Here is an 18,014-nt window from a genome sequence, read left to right as displayed (position 1 = left end):
GGACAAAGGTGGACTAAACAAGGTGCGCAGCACATGCTAAATTTAAGGGTGGCACATATGAATGGACAATGGGACAAAGTAATCAAGATGGTTAATACAGAATTTAAAAATGTGGCATAAACGACAATTTGATATGCACCCAAAAAAACACAACCCAAATGAGTTGTGTTTTTTTATGTACTGAATCTTCTGAGATTATTTCATCTGCATGTTAATCTGTTTTTTAGAATATCCCGATGGAGCTTTGAAAAGCGCATCAGAAAAACTCTCCTGATTGATGCTTTCCACAGTATTTTCATTGTCTGCTGTTTCACTTTTGTACGAAACCGTTTTCACGGGAATACCTTCTTTAAATACCGGACTGGAATCATCAAATCCCATCTGGGAAAATGAACCTCCAGTAGGTAAAAATGTAGCTATCTCACTCAGGTTGGTTTTAAAATAATCCATCATTTTATCCATTACCTGAAATTTATCTTGCGGGATACCTATCGTTTTAAAAGAAGCAATATACATCTCAGTAGCTTTTTCACCTTCGGAAATTCCCTCGTACTTTTGGGCATTCCATTTTCCTACTTTAGTAGATGAACCAACGGCATTGAATTCCATGGGTGATGCGTCCTTGTTCATAAATTTACCCATCTTTTTTTTCTGCTCTTCAGACATACTTGCCGCAAATTGTTTCATCATCATCATCATCATCTGAATTTGCTGCTTCAGTTGTTGCATCGCCGCTTTATCGAAATGATAATATTCTTTTTTAGAGTGATCAACATATGTAAACTCCTCTTTTTCCGAATTGAAAATAAATGAACTGTTGTCCCTGCCTCCATTATTTTCAACAGCCATACTATTTTCCGTCATGTAGATGGTGGTATTGGAAACCGATCCGCTGGAAATGTCCTTGGTTTTTGATATGATTTTAACCCCATCAACAGCCATGGCAGGCATATTCATCCCAACAAACCCAACCAATAAAATTAAGATTATCTTCTTCATATTTCTGTTTCTGTTTTTTTTCTTTTAGTCTTATCCAAATATCGTTCCTATTTATTTTACAATACAACAGAATCAAACGTAGTAAAAGTATTTTCAGGTATAGATTCTAATACTTTTATATCTGTTAATTCCCTTTTTCCCCTGTTTCCTGAAAGTAAAATCTTTCCGTATTGTTTGTAATCTTCCCATGGTAGTACAAAGTTAGCTTCCTGTTCAGCATGTGTTCTGTAGAATGCCCATTGACATACCAAATTGGTATCCGGGTCTATCCAAACCTCATAATAGTTTTCAGGTGTCACCCCTACATCTTTAAATATCAGTTCCAAAACATGAGCCTGTTTGCCTGTAAGAGTTGTGTCCTCTTTAAGATAAGATAGCGTCACCCCTGAATCTTTAAGTTTGAAAGGCATCACCAACCAATAGGAATCATTGATCCATACATTTTTACCTTTGGTCAAATACTGTTTTAATGAATCGGGGCTCGTTATTTCCTGCCCGTCCTTAAGTACTTTTCCCGATAGGTCATGAATATTCACGATTATTTTAAGGTCTTCTTTTAAAAAGTCAACCCTGACATCTCCTTTCCATTTGTCCCATATGAGTGTTCTGGCATTAAAAAAGTTCCAGGAAATGTACCTCGTTTCATCCCAGGCTTTCCTTCCACCCATAGCTTCCATTGCTTTATCAGCCAAAACAATCGCCCGCGGGTCTGATCCCTCAATATCAAATCCCTCCGCAGGATTATTTTCATATACTTCAGTTTCTTCATTTAACTGATCCGTCTGGTCGCTGTTTTTTTTTGCACATGAACTGAATATCAAGACCAGTGCAACAATGAGGGTGGAGTTTTTCATAAAAATTAATTGGTTGGATGATTAAAAATATCGCTTTTATTTCAAAATAAATATTTATGAGTGCGGAATTTACAGTATGTGCAGGAAAGCATTTAACAGATATTACCTTGTCAATGACAATACTGACAGCTTGCTGTTGTTTGTTGTGTACAGCTTGTAAATACCCAAAGATTCAAAATAAAGCATGCCTATCTCTTTTCCTGTTTCCAAAGGCAATGAATGCAGTATCCTTCCTTCTTTATTGTACAGATAAGTGTATTTCTTTTCTATATCTGTGATCACAATGACTTCATTGTCAGGACTGAAGTTGTAATATTTCGCACTCAATGACGGTGTTCTGAAATTATGATTAAACAACTCCTTTCCTTTGGCATCAATGACCGTTACTTTTTCGTCATCGGAGCGCAACACTATGTAAGATTTATTGTTGGGCGATGAGTTGACCAACAAAAATTGATCACTTGGGGTAGCTTTATACAACTGTTCTCTTTTCAGAAATTTTCCTTCGAGGTTGAACTCTACCACTTCGCCATCATTAGTAACAGTGGTAAAGGTGGTGCTTGATATGTTTCCTCCCTTTTGGATATAAAACTCGTTTTCAACTATCCCTTTCAAATCTACCGGAAAACCCGAAACAGGTTCTCCTCTTCTGTTTAAGATATAAACCAACCCATTGCGATGCATAAACACTATGTAATCCCTGGATCTGATTCTCATGTGAAAAGGGTAAATAACCGGCTTTCCTTCAAGAGATTTTGGTTTCCATCCTTCCAGATTCACTCCTCCTTTGTCAAACATATAATAACTCCCATCACTGGTAGCTGCCATTATTCTATAATTCCTAGAGTTGTCATAGTCTATCAAACTCAGAAATTCTATGTTTTTCTTGTCCGGCAGTTCAAAAGGATAACCGGGAAGTGTCTCTCCATTTCTATCCAGAATATAAATCGACTTACTTGTTGCAAAAAGGTATTGGAGTTTCCTGTTTTTATAATAATCCACCTGATAAACAGGGCTTACGATCTCTTCTTTCAAATTCTTGCTCCACAGTGTGTCTATGTCGGAAGAAACCAGAAAAACATTGTGCAATGAATCTGCCACAAGCACTTCTAGTTCTCCGTCGTTATGGTTTTTAACTATAAGTGGCTTTGTAGTCAGTTTATGAGCGAATTCCTGCTCATCTATTGTCACAAAATCTGATGCCTCTACTTTTTCTATGATTCTACCAGGATGCTGTAAAGAGATATTAGTGTAGTACTTACCATCAATGTTGCTGAACTGAAAGGCTCCATATTCTATTTGTTTCAATGTCAAAGAATACTCACTAAAAAAACCATTCCATTTTTCATTGAGTTGATTTGAGAGTAAATTCCAGGCACCCGGCGTATGTACAAAAAGACTCACGTTTGCTTCTTTGTTGGCGATATCCAGGAAATTATTCACTTTGATGGATTTTCTCCACATTTCCTCTGAGTTTATCTGGTCGATAAGCTGCTTCAATACCTGCTCACTATTTCCTAAAAAAAGAAACCCATTTATCTGACAATAAAAGGTAATAGGAAAACCTGAAAAAACTGAACCAAACAATCGTGCCGGCAATTCATCAATTTCTATTTGATTTAAAGGAATATCTGACCAGGATTCATTGTAAGGGTTTTCTTCATTGTGAGTGGCTGATGCGAGTGTTCCAAAAAAAGTATTTGCAGCTTCCTGATCCGAAATTTTGAGGCAGGTAATCATATCAGGATCATTGGGGTTAAGTGATTCCAAAATAATCAAACCCAGTTCCTTATCTAAAAAGTTGTACAAATCCGAAACCTCAAGGTTATATTTATTTTCCAATTCCTCCATCTGAGTCAGGTTAGAGGGATTGGTTTTTCTCCAGTAATTTTTTAATGCCAAATGCCATTTTTCGGTATTGTCAAACGAAAAATGGATCAGGGCTGCTGTATTGTCAGGAGTAACTTCCGGCATCTCAAATTCGCTACTTGCCACTTCATTGAAAACATCCAGATAATTGCTTTTTATAGGGTTGTTTAACGAAAAGCCTGTCATCAGAATATTGTCATCGTTGATAGCCAAATCCAGAAAAGAGACATCCGTGAGGGAGGATAAAGACGACAGGTCTGCTTTTAAAGGGTCGGTAAAAACGCCTGTGATTTGACTTAATCGTGCAGTATTCACGAAGATGTTGCCTTGATCCTGTTGCAATTTGGTAATACCAAAAATATCTGCATGTTGCTCTTGAAAAGACAATATTTCCCTGTCTTCAACAACCCTGATGGCGTCTTCTACTAAAAAAGGAGTGAAGCTGCCAACAAAATATTTTTTGTGAAACACATAAGCAAAACTGCCTTTATCAGAATTTAGTTCCGTTATGGTATATCCCAAATATTGCCTGGTTCTTCGGGTAAGATTTTCAGTTTTCGAATAGTAGTCTATTGCTTTTGACAACAATTCATGTTGGCTAAGGTTGTTCACTTCTAAAGTGAAAAGCATGTCCATTACCTCACTGGAGGTCACATGAAATGAAATCAACACCTCATTTTTCTCAAAAAAAGCTTGCAATGAGCCATTTTTTCCTGAAATAGAATCTAGAACACTTAGGCGCTTGTCAATCTTGCTAAAAATGGGCAAACCGCTTAGGTTTTTCCATATTTTCTTGTCTTTACTTTCGTTCCATTGTGCCAGAGGATTGCCGGACTCATACACAAGTACTGCATCAGATGGCACAAAAGACCACACCGAAAGGACTGATTGCCGGAAATAGCTATTGTATATATACAACCCACCCCCGAAGAATACCAGTAAAATAATGATGATAAGGAATTTTTTCACTTTTAGCAGGTTTTGTGCAAATTATAACCCAAGTCGTAATATTCCCAATTATTGATGGTAAATATAAATTCCGTAACGAGCAATGTTAAGTTTTATGATTGCCTTCAGCTTTTCTGCTTCCTCCGTATAGCTCGTACTCCAGTAATCGACACTCTATTCTGGCGTTAAAAAACTGAGTCTTTGATTTAGTCCTAAGCCCTATTCTTTTAGCCAGATTTGAATTTCCTGTAAATATATATCCCATTTTTCCCTGACATTTTTGCTTGAAAAAATCTCCCAATTGTTCGTATATCTTTTCCAGCTCCTCTATTTCTCCTAATCTGTCACCATACTCAGGGTTGATCATAACGATTCCGGATCCTTCCGGAATATTCGTTTTTTCAAATGGTGCTTTTTCAAATTCGATCAAATCGGAAACATCAGCATTTTTAGCATTTTCTATGGCGGCATTTACTGCCAATCCACTCAAATCCGAAGCTATAATTTTTCCATCTATCTTGCTGTTAATCCTAAGCTTAGACTTTTGTGCTTTCCAGACTTCCGGGTCATAACCATCTATGTGCATAAAACCATAGTTATCCCGCAACAACCCCGGAGGCCTGTTTGTGGCTAATAGTGCCGCTTCTATGGCTAAAGTGCCACTACCACACATAGGGTTGATGAAATGATCTTTTCCCGGTTTCCATACAGACGACCGGACACATGCTGCTGCCAAAGATTCCATCATTGGAGCTTTAAAAGGCATTTTCCTATATCCGTGCTTGGCAATAGTCTCACCAGATGTATCAAAATAAATAGTGCATTTACTTTCATACCAAAACATAAAAATTACTGTTTTGTCCTTTTCTTTTCCTGAATTAGGACGATCACCAGTAGTTTCTGTCATTTGATCTACTATGGCATCCTTTAGTTTGAGGTTGGCAAAACTGGTGTCCCGGATATAATCGTTTTTGACAAAAGAATGGATAGAAATAAATCCATCCTTTGGGATCAGCTTGTTCCAGGGAGTTTTTTTCGCTTCTGCATAAAGTTCATTGGGATTTTTGGCCTCAAACGAACGAATTGTCCACAATACCCTTGACGCAGTTCTAAGGTTGAAATTCAAATCCATCACTTCTTCCCAGCCTCCTTCCATCGAAACCCCTGTATTGTCAACTGACAGCACCCGATAACCCAGCGATTCGATTTCATTTTTGAGCACAGGAGATATGCCTGGCTGACAATTTATTACAAGTTTGGAACGACGCATTTAGTTTCGATTTTTATGGTTTGCTAAAAAGGTGAGTTTGATGCAACTATTAATTCTCTTTCTCAGCAAAAAATTTGTGAAACCAGGTGATGGTTTCAATACCCTTATAAAAGTTGAAAGTACCATAACTTTCGTTAGGAGAATGAATGGCATCTTCATCCAATCCGAAACCGAGCAGTACGGAATTCAAGCCAAGCTCCTTCTGAAACAAAGCTACAATAGGAATACTTCCTCCATCCCGTGTAGGGATTGGAGTTTTGCCCCATGCTTCTTCAAAAGCCTTTACCGCAGCAATATACCCTTGTGAATCCGTTGGGATCACCGCTGCTTCTCCTCCATGATGAGGAGTCACTTTGACTTTCACATGCTTTGGTGCTATTTTTTGCATGTGGTCTATGATTAATTTCGTAATCTCCTTGCTGTCCTGATTGGGCACTAGTCGTGCAGAAATCTTGGCGTACCCTTTTGATGGCAATACTGTTTTTGCACCTTCTCCGGTGTATCCTCCCCAGATCCCATTCACATCCAGTGTAGGACGAATCCCCGTCCTCTCAATGGTCGAATACCCCGCCTCGCCTTTTATCGCTTCTATCCCCAAATCCTTCTTATATTCATCTAAATCAAATGGAGCTTTTGCCATTTCTGCTCTTTCTTCATCACTCAGTTCTTCTACTTTATCATAGAATCCGGGAATAGTCACACGTCCGTTTTCATCAATCAATGATGAAATCATATCGCAAAGTGTATTTAATGGATTGCCCACTGCACCTCCATAAACTCCGGAATGCAAATCTCTGTTTGGCCCGGTTACTTCTATTTCCAAATAAGAAAGTCCCCTTAAGCCAACCGTTACAGAAGGGTGCTCATTACTGAGGATACTAGTGTCAGAAATAAGGATCACGTCAGCTTTCAGTTTTTCTTTATTTTTTTGCACAAAAAGCCCCAAATTGTCTGAACCAACCTCTTCCTCTCCTTCTATCATAAACTTGACATTGCAGGCTAGTTCTCCTGTGGCTGCCATTGACTCAAAGGATTTGATATGCATATAAAATTGCCCTTTGTCATCGCAAGCACCCCGTGCAAAAATTCTGTCATCTTTGATTACAGGTTCAAACGGAGGAGAATCCCAAAGATCATAGGGATCAGCAGGTTGCACATCGTAATGCCCATAAACCAGTATAGTTGGAAGAGAGGGGTCTATTATTTTTTCTGCATAAACAATAGGGTGACCAGCTGTTTCACATATTTCTGAACTGTCCACACCGGACTCATCAAATTTTTGTTTTATAAACTCGGCGGCTTTTCTTACATCATTTTTAAACTTAGAGTCAGCACTAACCGACGGGATCCTTAATAAATCAAACAATTCATCCAGAAACCTTTGCTTGTTGTTTTCGATGTACTCCAATGATTTTATCATAATGGTATGAGTTTTATGTTGTTTCGAATAATTAAGGAAAGAAGATTAATTACAGATCTTCTTCTCTTTCCAGCATCAAAATTGAAGCTTGTGGTACTACAAAATATTTTTCATTTTGAAAAGAAATTTCAAAAGCACCATTTTGTAAGAAAATAGCCAAATCTCCTTCCTTAGCCTGTAGTGGAATGTACTTTATTTTGTTTTCTTCGGGTTTCCAGTCTTCATCGTCTTCAGCAGGAGTAGGAATTGGATATCCCGGCCCGGTTTTAACTATATATCCGTATTGCACTTTTTCTTTTTCCTTCACACCTGGAGGAAGGTAAAGCCCACTTGAAGTTTTCTCAGATTCCTTTCTCGGCTTAATCAGTACCCTGTCGCCAACAACAATAAGTTTTTTTAATTTCTTATCCGCAGTAATTTCCATATTTAACCAATTAAGCTGCAAACTTAATTTGATTCAGCGATATAGATAATTTTCTACTAACCAAATCTTTTTATTTATAATAAAAAGCACTGATGTTGATTGGGGTATTTCATTTTTGTTAGTATTTTGGGCTAATTTCACAACTTAAAACTTCAACTGAATAAATAATGTCTGATGATTTTAACATGGCACTCTCCCTTTTGGGAGTAGGAATGATAACGGTTTTTCTGGTATTGGCCTTTGTAGTAATAGTAGGCAATCTATTGATAAAAATGGTCAATAGATATGTTCCGGTTACAGGTCAACCCGTTCTCCAACGAAGCAATTCCAACAACATTTCTCCTGCTAAAATAGCTGCTATTAATTCAGCTATTGAAGAAATAACCAGAGGAAAAGGAGAAGTATTAAAAATAGAAAAAGCTAAATAAAACCATTTGACTTAACAGACTAGAGTCTATCTAAACTATACATAAATTATAAAAAATAATGGGAAGAGAGATTGGATTATGCCTTGTTTACAGAGATATGTGGCAATCCTCGGGAAAATATATGCCACGAGTCGATCAGCTGACTAGAATAGCTCAGCCAATTGTGGATATGGGATGCTTCACCAGAGTAGAAACCAATGGTGGTGGATTTGAGCAAATCAACCTCCTTTATGGTGAAAACCCAAACATATCCAACCGAGCCTGGACACAGGCTTTCAATGATGCCGGCATTCAAACCCAAATGTTGGAAAGAGGCCTGAATGGATTACGGATGTACCCCGTACCAGACGATGTAAGGAAACTAATGTTCAAAGTCAAAAAACTTCAGGGAACTGACATTGCAAGATCCTTCGACGGGCTAAATGACACCCGAAATCTGGCAAAATCAATAGAATATGCTAAAGCAGGGGGCATGATTTCTCAGACTTGTCTATGTATTACAAAATCTGAAATACATACCGTGGAGTATTATGTGAAAATGGCCGAAGAACTCATCAATATGGGTGCAGAGGAAATATGCATAAAAGATATGGCTGGAATAGGCAGACCTGTTTCGATAGGAAATATAGTAAAAGGGATCAAAGAGATTAAACCGGACATTCTGGTGCAATACCACGGCCATTCAGGTCCGGGATTTTCTGTTACTTCATCACTGGAAGCAGCCCGTGCAGGCGCAGACATTATAGATGTAGCCATGGAACCTTTGTCATGGGGTACGGCACATGCCGACCTTCTGACTGTCCATGAAGTATTAAAAGATGCGGGATTCTCAGTTCCTGACATCAATATGAATGCCTACATGGAAGCCCGTACATTGACGCAGGAGTTTATTGATGACTTTCTGGGCTACTATATCAACCCCAAAAACCGGCATATGAATTCCCTTCTAATCAGCCCTGGTCTTCCAGGTGGTATGATGGGCAGCTTGATGTCTGATTTGGAAAACAACCTTAAGAGTATCAATAAATACCTAGAGAAAAAAGGGCAACCAGAAATCTCACAAGATGATTTATTGATCAAGCTTTTTGACGAAGTAAAACATGTTTGGCCAATAATGGGTAACCCTCCATTGGTGACTCCATTTAGCCAATACGTAAAAAATGCAGCACTTGTCAATGTGATGCAAATGCTGAAGGGCAAAGAGCGGTGGTCTCTGCTAGACGACAATACCTGGGATATGCTTCTGGGAAAAAGTGGGCGTTTGCCCGGCAAAGTTGGCGAAGAATTATTAACACTTGCAAAAGAGCAGGGGAGAGAGTTTTTTGAGGGAGATCCTGCTGCATTATACCCTGATGCCTTGGAAGAATTCAGAAAAGAGATGGAAGAGAAAGGCTGGGATACAGGAGAGGATGATGAGGAATTGCTGGAATATGCACTTCACCCACAGCAATATATTGATTACAAATCAGGGAAGGCAAAAGAAGCATTCTTAGCAGATTTGGAACAAAGAAAAGTCGCAAATGAACCTTCTGCCGATACTGGTGTTGCGCTAAGTCAGGAGCCTCAAATACTGACTGTGGATGTTAATGGAGAAAAATTCAAAGTGACAATTGGCCTCAAAGAAAATGGCCAGTCCAATACCACCTCCGGTAGTAGTAACGCTCAGTCTTCAGGAGAAACAGTAGAGATTCTGGCTCCATTGGAAGGTAAGACTTTTTTCACCAAAGATGCTTCCGAAAAAGGCATTCAGATCGGTGACAGGGTAGAAGAAGGAGATATTGTCTGCTACATTGAGGCCATGAAAGTAATCAATGCTGTAAAAGCCGATACTACCGGAACAATCGTGGAAATTTGCTTTAAAGATGGTGATGATATTTACGATGACGATGTGCTTGTCCGCTTAAATTAGCAGGACTTTTATCAATGATTACTTTCACCACATTTACAATTTAATATTCGAGATTCAATGGAATTACTCCGAAAGATATATGAAATGACAGCTATTGGGAATCTGATTGATTCTCCTGAAACTATTTTGATGTTGTTTATTTCATTTTTCCTATTATACCTTGGCATCAAAAAACAATACGAACCTCTATTGCTGGTACCGATTGCATTTGGAGTTCTGTTGGCAAATTTCCCTGGAGGTGCCATGGGTGTTGTAGAAATTAAAGAGGGAGAAAATCTTCTCGAAATAGCAAAGCATTATGGCATTATGAATTTCGTTTACTATGCTTTGATCAAAACAGGATTTCTTCCGCCTATTATTTTTATGGGGGTGGGAGCTCTTACCGATTTTGGCCCGATGCTTCGAAATTTGAGACTGGCATTCTTTGGTGCCGCCGCACAGATTGGCATTTTCTCCGTCTTGATTTCTGCCGTTCTTATGGGATTTACTTTAAAAGAAGCTGCAGCATTGGGTATCATCGGTGGGGCAGACGGCCCTACGGCCATTTACACTACCATCAAACTGGCTCCTCATCTCTTAGGACCGATAGCAATTGCTGCCTATTCTTATATGGCTCTTGTACCAGTGATTATTCCTCTTATTGTGAAACTCACGATGACAAAAAGTGAGCTTTCTATTAACATGAAAAAACAGGACAAACTTTTTCCTCCAAACAAAGAGATAAAAAACCTTCAGGCAGTTAAAATCTTATTTCCAATAGCTTTGGGAACAATAGTTTCCATTCTGGTTCCTTCTTCGGTTCCACTGGTTGGCATGCTTCTGTTTGGCAATTTGGTGAAAGAAATAGGAGCATCTACTAGCAGGTTGTATCAAGCGGCTTCAAGTACTATTATGAATGCAGCTACCATTTTTCTTGGCCTTGCTGTGGGCGCAACAATGACAGCAACTGCATTTCTAAATACACAGACGATTATGATAGTTGTCGGAGGGTTTATTGCATTTGCGATCTCCATTGCAGGAGGAATCTTTGCTGTAAAATTATACAACCTGTTTGCTAAGAAAAAAATCAACCCATTGATCGGTGCAACGGGTCTGAGTGCCGTGCCGATGGCTTCCAGAGTAGCCAATGATATTGCATTGAAGCATGATTCTTCCAATCATTTGCTGCAATACGCCATGGCTAGTAATATCTCAGGAGTGATAGGTTCTGCTGTAGCGGCCGGAGTATTAATTTCGTTTTTGGGTTAATAACCTGTGGAAAATAGTAGGTGTTGCTTTCAGGGCAAACGCATTTGAAAAGTCTCAATTACTTATAAAAACATACAATTTATCATTTTCCCAAACAGTGGGATACGTCTTAATTGGAGGACACCTGCGCCTTTCTTCCTCACCGTCCAAAAACCTAAAAGTATAAGCATGGAGTGGACAGACTATTTCTCCCAAATAATTGATCTTACCATTTGATAAATCTGCTCCCGCATGAGGACATGATTTTTCAAATGCTTTGAACCCATCGGTTGTATTTGCCAATCCATACACCCTGTCATCTATTTTTATTTTTCGAATAGAATTGAGCGGAATTATTTTTTCCGCTTCCGGCCTGCTCTCAAATATCAGGTGCTTAGAATTATCCATGCTTAAACTCTAAAGTATTAGTTTGGATGCCTGATGCCATCTACCATAACTGCGATTTCTTCTGGTGGTTTTGGCGTGAACATCGAGACTACATAAGATACTGCAAAATTGATTAGCATACCCAAAGTACCTATTCCTTCTGGTGAAATACCAAACCACCAGTTTTCTCTGGTATTCAGTTCAGGAGATACAAATTTGAAATAGATGATGTAAAAGGCAGTGAACAATAATCCCACGATCATTCCTGATATTGCACCTTCTTTGTTGGCTCTTTTGGTGAAAATACCCTGAACAATAGCAGGAAAAAATGACGCAGCAGCTAAGCCAAAAGCAAATGCGACCACCTGGGCGACAAACCCGGGAGGATTAATTCCAAAATATCCGGCAACCACTACGGCACCTCCGGCAGAAATCCTTGCGATTAACAATTCCTGCTTGTCCGTGATGTCTGGTCTCAGTTGTTTTTTTACAAAATCATGTGCCACAGAAGTCGATATCACCAGCAATAATCCTGCTGCTGTAGAAAGCGCAGCTGCTAATCCACCTGCTGCCACCAACGCAATGACCCAATTGGGTAACTTGGCAATTTCAGGGTTGGCCAATACGATGATGTCTCTGTCAATATCTAATTCGTTCTTTACCGGATCTCCTACGTATTGGATTTTTCCGTCACCATTTTTATCGTCAAATTTGATCAATCCGGTTTGTTCCCATTTTCCAAACCATTCCGGCATATCAGCGTAGTTTTTATTGGAAACGGTACCGATCAGGTTGGTTCGTGCAAATGCGGAAATGGCAGGAGCCGTGGTGTATAAAATGGCAATGAGTATCAGCGCATACCCACCGGATATCCTGGCATCCTTTACACTTGGTACGGTGAAAAACCTTACTATAACGTGCGGCAGGCCTGCTGTTCCTACCATCAAAGCGGCTGTGATGAAGAATATGTCTGTGACACTCTTTTTGGCAATGGTGTAAGATGCAAAACCCAATTCTTCATGCAATCCATCCAGTTTGTCCAACAGGTAAGTACCATCAGACAATGTTCCTCCAAATCCCAATTGAGGAATAGGATTTCCTGTCATTAATATTGAAATAAAAATAGCCGGCACCATAAAGGCGAAAATCAAAACGCAATATTGCGCCACCTGAGTGTAGGTGATGCCTTTCATTCCTCCTAACACAGCGTAGAAGAATACGATCACCATTCCTATGAGTACGCCTACATTGACATCTACTTCCAGAAATCTGGAAAAGACCACCCCAACGCCTCGCATTTGACCTGCCACATAGGTGAACGACACGAATATGGCACAGATAACTGCTACAAACCTGGCGGTTTCTGAGTAATATCTGTCTCCGATGAAATCAGGAACGGTAAATTTTCCGAATTTTCTAAGATAGGGAGCCAACAATAATGCCAGCAGTACATAACCACCGGTCCAGCCCATGAGGTAAACAGCTCCATCGTATCCCATAAAGGAGATAAGACCTGCCATAGAAATAAACGAAGCTGCTGACATCCAATCTGCAGCAGTGGCCATTCCATTCGCCAAAGGAGAGACTCCTCCGCCTGCTACATAAAATTCATTTGTGGATCCGGCTCTTGATATGATTGCAATTCCAATATATAGGGCGAACGTAAGCCCAACTATAATATACGTCCAAATTTGAATATCCATTGATTTGTATTAGTTGATTGAAAATTATTCTTCGCTGATTCCGTGTTCTTTGTCGAGCTTGTTCATTAGCCTGACATACACAAAGATTAAAATCACAAAAACATAGATAGAACCTTGCTGAGCAAACCAGAATCCAAGTTTGAATCCTCCAATGCGGATATTGTTGAGTTGTTCGGCGAATAAAATACCAAAGCCAAAAGATACCAGTGCCCAAATGGACAGGAGTATGATCAGGTATTTGATGTTTTTCTGCCAATAGTGGTTGAGATTATTATTTTCTTTCATTGTATAGTTATAGTTTTTGAATAGTTTATTAGTTCATCATTACAAATGCTCCCCAATAGTAGGGTTCTTCATATTGTTCACGCATATTTTTTTGTGCCAATTGAAATGCCCGAAATTTATCTCCGGATTTCATCCATTCGGAATAGAATATAGTCATCAGTTGCTGGGTAGCTTCATCGTTTACTTTCCATAAACTCATAATGACAGTTTCTGCTCCTGCCAATTGAAATGCTCGTTGCAAACCGTAAACACCCTCGCCGGATTTGATTTCTCCCAGTCCTGTTTCGCAAGCACTCAACACCACTAGTTTTGTTTGTTTCAAATTGAGATTCATTACCTCATAAGCTGTCAAAATGCCATTATCCGATGAATTTACTTCGTTTGAGGCTACCTGATCTATTGTTTTGTCAGCATCTGCCAACATCAAACCTGACCTGAGTAGCGGGTTTTCTTTTGCTTTGCTAATTTCAACACCAAATATAACTCCCTCATCATTTTCTACATCATTTAAGAAAAAGCCATGTGTAGCTACATGCAATACCTCCGGGCTTTTGGTTTCAGACTTAAACTTAAATTCATTTGCTTCCTTTCTCAAAAAAGATTTCACGGCAACTCCATTCTTTTTTGCCAGAGCCGAAATTTTTTCTACTTCCAACTTGGTGCCGGGCAGGTCGGCTATTTTTCCTGAACTACCAAAGTCAGGATTGCCAAAAATCAATATGTTTTTTGTTTTGGCTAAAGCAGTTGATTGTTTTTTGATGTCTCGGGTAGAAGGTAGATTAATGATGTTCTGATCATCGACTAAGTAGTGCCCATCAGGTTTCTTCAGTGTGTTTACATTTATCTGGCTGTAAATGCCATCTACTGACAGGTAAATGGTTTTTTTGCCAGTTGTAAAATCCGATAAAAAAGACCAGTAATCTCCATAAGAATGTTCGTCTTCTATTTTGTATTGTATCGATTTTCTATACCTGCTTGCCAGCTTGGCTTCCAATTCACTTCCATTTGTTCGAAGTGCAAAATTGATTTTTCCTGTATCGTCCAAAATCAAATAAGCATATTGAATGTCATTAGAAAATGCCTTTTTGAATTTCGGAAAACGAACGATCTCAATTGCGACTTCTGTTGGATTTAGCTTACTCGCTACCTCTTCTACAGAACTGCTTCTGAGTTTTTGCACACTGGCAAATTCGTTGGATTTTTTTCCCAGATTTTTTTCCAGCATATTGGCTGTTTGCTCCAGCGAGTCAATGTTTATTTTTTGTTCCGATAGTTGTGCTTTTGACATGCTATAAGCTATCGCCAGATGTTCTTTAGTGCTAACCCAGTTTGTGTAATCTTTTTTCAAAGCTTCATCATCGCTGGACAAAATAGCCTGTCTCACTTTGGATGTCGAGTTCAGTAAAATTCCCTTTGTTGCTAGCTGTACATTGTACATCTCTTTAAGCAGATCAGGATTATCCTGATAATTGTCTGCGACGAAAGCGTAGAACTTCAAAAAGGTGTTTTGTGTTTTTCCCCAGAATTTCGACTTTTCATTCTCACTCATGGAAGGAAAAAACTTCTCGATCATGTCGAGATTGGCATTACAAACCCCGACAAATTCGGACTGTGCAAGGGTGATATTTCCTTCATTCCATGATAAGGCCGCCAGGCTTTCGTTTACTGCCAAATAATCCGGATGATTGGTACCAAAAGCCATTTCTATGAGTTCTTTTGCTTTTTCTAAGGCTTCACGGGATTTGGTGTATTGTTCAGTAAAAAGGTAGTAGATGCCTAAGCTTCGAAGTGTGTTTGAATATGTCGGGTGTTGCTCATTAAACTTCTTCTGGTAAATGTCCAATGCATTTAGCAACAAAGGCTCTACCAAATCGGTTTTCCCCATTTCCATATATAAGGAAGCCATTATGCTTTGGATATCGGCATAGTCTTGGTGTCTTGTTCCGAATCTTTTTTCTTTTGTCTTTTTCAATTCTGTCAACAACTCTTCCGCTTTCTCGTACTTCTGTTGACTCTTTAATATCAGTGCTTTATTTAATTTTAATTTGCTATAGTCGGCTCCCTTATTATTGATTTCACTCTGAGCGATATTGATTGCTTCGTCTATTTTGGAAATGGCTTTTTCATATTGCCCTGTTTGCTGATAAAGCATTGCCTGATTGTTAGACAGTACCGCCAAATCTAATTTTAGTTCATCTTTTCTTTGTAATAAAATAGAGCTGGATTTCATCATGTATTCTTCCGCTGTATTGTAGTTGCCAAGGTTGCTTTCTATCAACCCAAGGTTATTATATACAGAGGCAATCATCAGGCTCTGGCTGCCAATGTTTTCCTTAATAAAAGAAATCAGTGATTGATTCAGTTCCTGCGAAAAGGAAAAAAGGCCGCTGGTATGATACCATATAGCGACATTGCTCACTGTTTTTCCTATAGCATAATAGTCATTAACAATAAGGGTATCTTTATTAAGAGAGGCTGTGAGCCTTACCAGATCAAGGTGTCCGGAATTCCAAACGAGGCTATCGGTGATGCCCTTATTGAAGTAAATGTTTAGTGCTTCGGCAAATTTGTACATAGCCAGCAGTCGGTTGATTGCCATGCTGTTGCTGCCTGTCCTGTTATGGTCAAAAGCTAATTCGTAACCTTTTGGATCGGGGAGTGCCTCACTACTGTCATCATAAAGTTTGGAAAAGGAAAAAAGTGCATTTTGGTCATCATCCCTGCTGGTAAAGAAAGATATTTTTTCAGCCTGAGCAAATGAGAAGTTGTAGTAGGTAGTGTCTTTGACAAGTTGTTTGGCTTGTTCTTCTTTAAACAATTTTAGCCCTGCACCATCTTTTTTTTCTTCCAGAGTTTCTTTTGCTTTTTCCTTTTCATCATCAACAATGTTTCCCAATTGTTGTTTGAGCTTCTCTTTGAATTTTCCAAACTGGGCTTCAGCAGAAGAAAGAGACAAGAAAGAAAAGCATAACCAGAATAAAGCTTTTTTCATGTTTGGCCAGACTATTTTATTTCTATTTGGTGATTATCAACTATAAAACTATATGGAATTTGTGATATATAAACACCTATACAACTAAAATCCCAGAAATCACACCGTAATTAAAATCCAATTAACAGTTCTAGCAAAATTTATGATTCCCATTCTATCACAATTTGACTAACTTTGGAATATGGACAGAGCCATACTTTCCTTCATTACCGCCTTTGCTATAAGCTATCTGGTATTTCCGCCAGCCATTAAGGCCTTTCATAGATTCAGTCTGGTAGATGATCCGGGCGGCAGAAAAATTCACACCAAGGAAACACCTGCTTTGGGTGGTGTTCCTATATTTCTTGGAGTTATTATCTCTTTGGCGGTATGGTTGCCCATAGGCATGATAGCTACATACAAGTTTTATATCGTGGCGATCTCCTTTATTTTTATTCTGGGATTGCGTGATGATTTGAGTCCTGTTACGGCATTGCAAAAACTGTTGGGGCAAATTGGTGCAGCATCAATCTTATTTTTTTTATGCGATATCCGAATTGAATCCTTTTATGGTTTGTTCGGATTGTATCAAATGCCGCTGTGGTTAAGCTATTTTGCGACTGTATTTACCATCATAGTCATTACCAACTCATATAATTTAATAGATGGAATTGACGGGTTGGCAGGTTCTGTTGGGTTGATTACACTTCTGTTTTTTGGTTGCTGGTTTTTACTGAATGATAAAATTCATTTTAGTTTTATCGCACTGGCATTTTCAGGAGCTTTGTTGGCATTTCTTAACTTCAACTGGAGTCCATCCAAAATTTTTATGGGAGACTCAGGAACCTCAATTGTTGGGTTGCTGATAGCTCTATATACGGTGTATTTTATTCAGATAAATGCAGGTTTGCCGGACGTAGCAACGTTTAAGTTCAAAGCCAATATAGGTACTCCTATTGGATTATTGATCATTCCGTTGGTTGACACTATCAGGGTGTTTGTAAAAAGAACACTTGCAGGAAAATCATTTATGGAAGCCGATAACAGCCATATTCATCATGTTTTACTTTCGCTTGGAAACAATCACAAACAGGCAACAATCATTTTGGTAGCAATTAAAGTACTTTTTCTCATTCTTGTATTTTCTCTCAGAAGATACTCTGATCTGGTTGTGCTTCCAGTAGTAGTGGGAACGGCATTGTCGTTGACAATTTTTCTGAACGTAACATACCGCAAGAGAAGGGCTAAAATGGATTCGGGTAGCAAAGAATCCACCCAGGTTTTTATTAATAAGACTGGCTCTTAAACCTACTTTTAAAA

At 38.9% G+C, this 18,014-nt stretch carries 14 protein-coding genes; 4 read left to right on the top strand and 10 right to left on the bottom strand.

The window, feature by feature from the left end:
* Positions 1-195 precede the first annotated feature (195 nt).
* From AAOP42_RS03335 to AAOP42_RS03310, 6 genes are all read right to left on the bottom strand, one after another.
* The gene (locus tag AAOP42_RS03335) at positions 196-999 is read right to left on the bottom strand and encodes a hypothetical protein (protein WP_349527042.1); all 804 of its coding nucleotides are present in this window, start codon (positions 997-999) and stop codon (positions 196-198) included.
* A gap of 56 nt (positions 1,000-1,055) precedes the next feature.
* Positions 1,056-1,853: a DUF6503 family protein gene (locus tag AAOP42_RS03330; RefSeq protein ID WP_349527041.1), complete on the bottom strand. Its 798-nt coding sequence runs from the start codon at positions 1,851-1,853 to the stop codon at positions 1,056-1,058.
* Positions 1,854-1,955: 102 nt separating this feature from the next.
* The gene (locus AAOP42_RS03325; RefSeq protein WP_349527040.1) at positions 1,956-4,691 is read right to left on the bottom strand and encodes a hypothetical protein; all 2,736 of its coding nucleotides are present in this window, start codon (positions 4,689-4,691) and stop codon (positions 1,956-1,958) included.
* An 85-nt stretch (positions 4,692-4,776) separates the two neighbouring features.
* The gene (locus AAOP42_RS03320; protein ID WP_349527039.1) at positions 4,777-5,940 is read right to left on the bottom strand and encodes a THUMP domain-containing class I SAM-dependent RNA methyltransferase; all 1,164 of its coding nucleotides are present in this window, start codon (positions 5,938-5,940) and stop codon (positions 4,777-4,779) included.
* A gap of 49 nt (positions 5,941-5,989) precedes the next feature.
* Entirely contained in the window at positions 5,990-7,360 is a 1,371-nt protein-coding gene (locus AAOP42_RS03315) for a dipeptidase (protein WP_349527038.1), read from the bottom strand.
* A gap of 49 nt (positions 7,361-7,409) precedes the next feature.
* Positions 7,410-7,784 (bottom strand): co-chaperone GroES, encoded by a 375-nt coding sequence (locus tag AAOP42_RS03310; protein WP_349527037.1) that lies wholly within the window; start codon positions 7,782-7,784, stop codon positions 7,410-7,412.
* A gap of 167 nt (positions 7,785-7,951) precedes the next feature.
* Between AAOP42_RS03310 and AAOP42_RS03305 the strand changes: the two genes are divergently transcribed.
* From AAOP42_RS03305 to AAOP42_RS03295, 3 genes are read left to right on the top strand one after another with little or no spacing between them, the layout of a single operon-like run.
* Entirely contained in the window at positions 7,952-8,212 is a 261-nt protein-coding gene (locus AAOP42_RS03305; protein WP_349527036.1) for an OadG family protein, read from the top strand.
* A 58-nt stretch (positions 8,213-8,270) separates the two neighbouring features.
* Positions 8,271-10,121 (top strand): biotin/lipoyl-containing protein, encoded by a 1,851-nt coding sequence (locus tag AAOP42_RS03300; RefSeq protein ID WP_349527035.1) that lies wholly within the window; start codon positions 8,271-8,273, stop codon positions 10,119-10,121.
* 57 nt (positions 10,122-10,178) lie between these two features.
* Positions 10,179-11,369, top strand: coding sequence for a sodium ion-translocating decarboxylase subunit beta (locus tag AAOP42_RS03295; RefSeq protein ID WP_349527034.1), 1,191 nt, complete (start codon positions 10,179-10,181; stop codon positions 11,367-11,369).
* A gap of 54 nt (positions 11,370-11,423) precedes the next feature.
* Here AAOP42_RS03295 and AAOP42_RS03290 read toward each other — a convergent pair whose 3' ends face one another.
* The 4 genes from AAOP42_RS03290 to AAOP42_RS03275 are packed head-to-tail and all read right to left on the bottom strand — an operon-like array spanning position 11,424 to position 16,715.
* Complete coding sequence (locus tag AAOP42_RS03290) at positions 11,424-11,756, bottom strand: Rieske (2Fe-2S) protein (protein ID WP_349527033.1); 333 nt, start codon at positions 11,754-11,756, stop codon at positions 11,424-11,426.
* Positions 11,757-11,773: 17 nt separating this feature from the next.
* The gene (locus AAOP42_RS03285) at positions 11,774-13,438 is read right to left on the bottom strand and encodes a sodium:solute symporter family protein (protein ID WP_349527032.1); all 1,665 of its coding nucleotides are present in this window, start codon (positions 13,436-13,438) and stop codon (positions 11,774-11,776) included.
* 24 nt (positions 13,439-13,462) lie between these two features.
* The gene (locus AAOP42_RS03280) at positions 13,463-13,723 is read right to left on the bottom strand and encodes a DUF4212 domain-containing protein (RefSeq protein WP_349527031.1); all 261 of its coding nucleotides are present in this window, start codon (positions 13,721-13,723) and stop codon (positions 13,463-13,465) included.
* Positions 13,724-13,751: 28 nt separating this feature from the next.
* Positions 13,752-16,715 carry a CHAT domain-containing protein gene (locus tag AAOP42_RS03275; RefSeq protein WP_349527030.1) on the bottom strand — a complete coding sequence of 988 codons (2,964 nt, stop codon included), beginning with the start codon at positions 16,713-16,715 and terminating at the stop codon, positions 13,752-13,754.
* A gap of 181 nt (positions 16,716-16,896) precedes the next feature.
* Between AAOP42_RS03275 and AAOP42_RS03270 the strand changes: the two genes are divergently transcribed.
* Complete coding sequence (locus tag AAOP42_RS03270) at positions 16,897-18,000, top strand: glycosyltransferase family 4 protein (protein WP_349527029.1); 1,104 nt, start codon at positions 16,897-16,899, stop codon at positions 17,998-18,000.
* Positions 18,001-18,014 lie beyond the last annotated feature (14 nt).

The sequence above is a fragment of the Reichenbachiella sp. MALMAid0571 genome (assembly GCF_040151475.1).
GTDB lineage: Bacteria > Bacteroidota > Bacteroidia > Cytophagales > Cyclobacteriaceae > CAXBNB01.
Note: the sequence above shows the minus strand (reverse complement) of the source record. Positions and strands in the feature narration are given on the sequence as shown.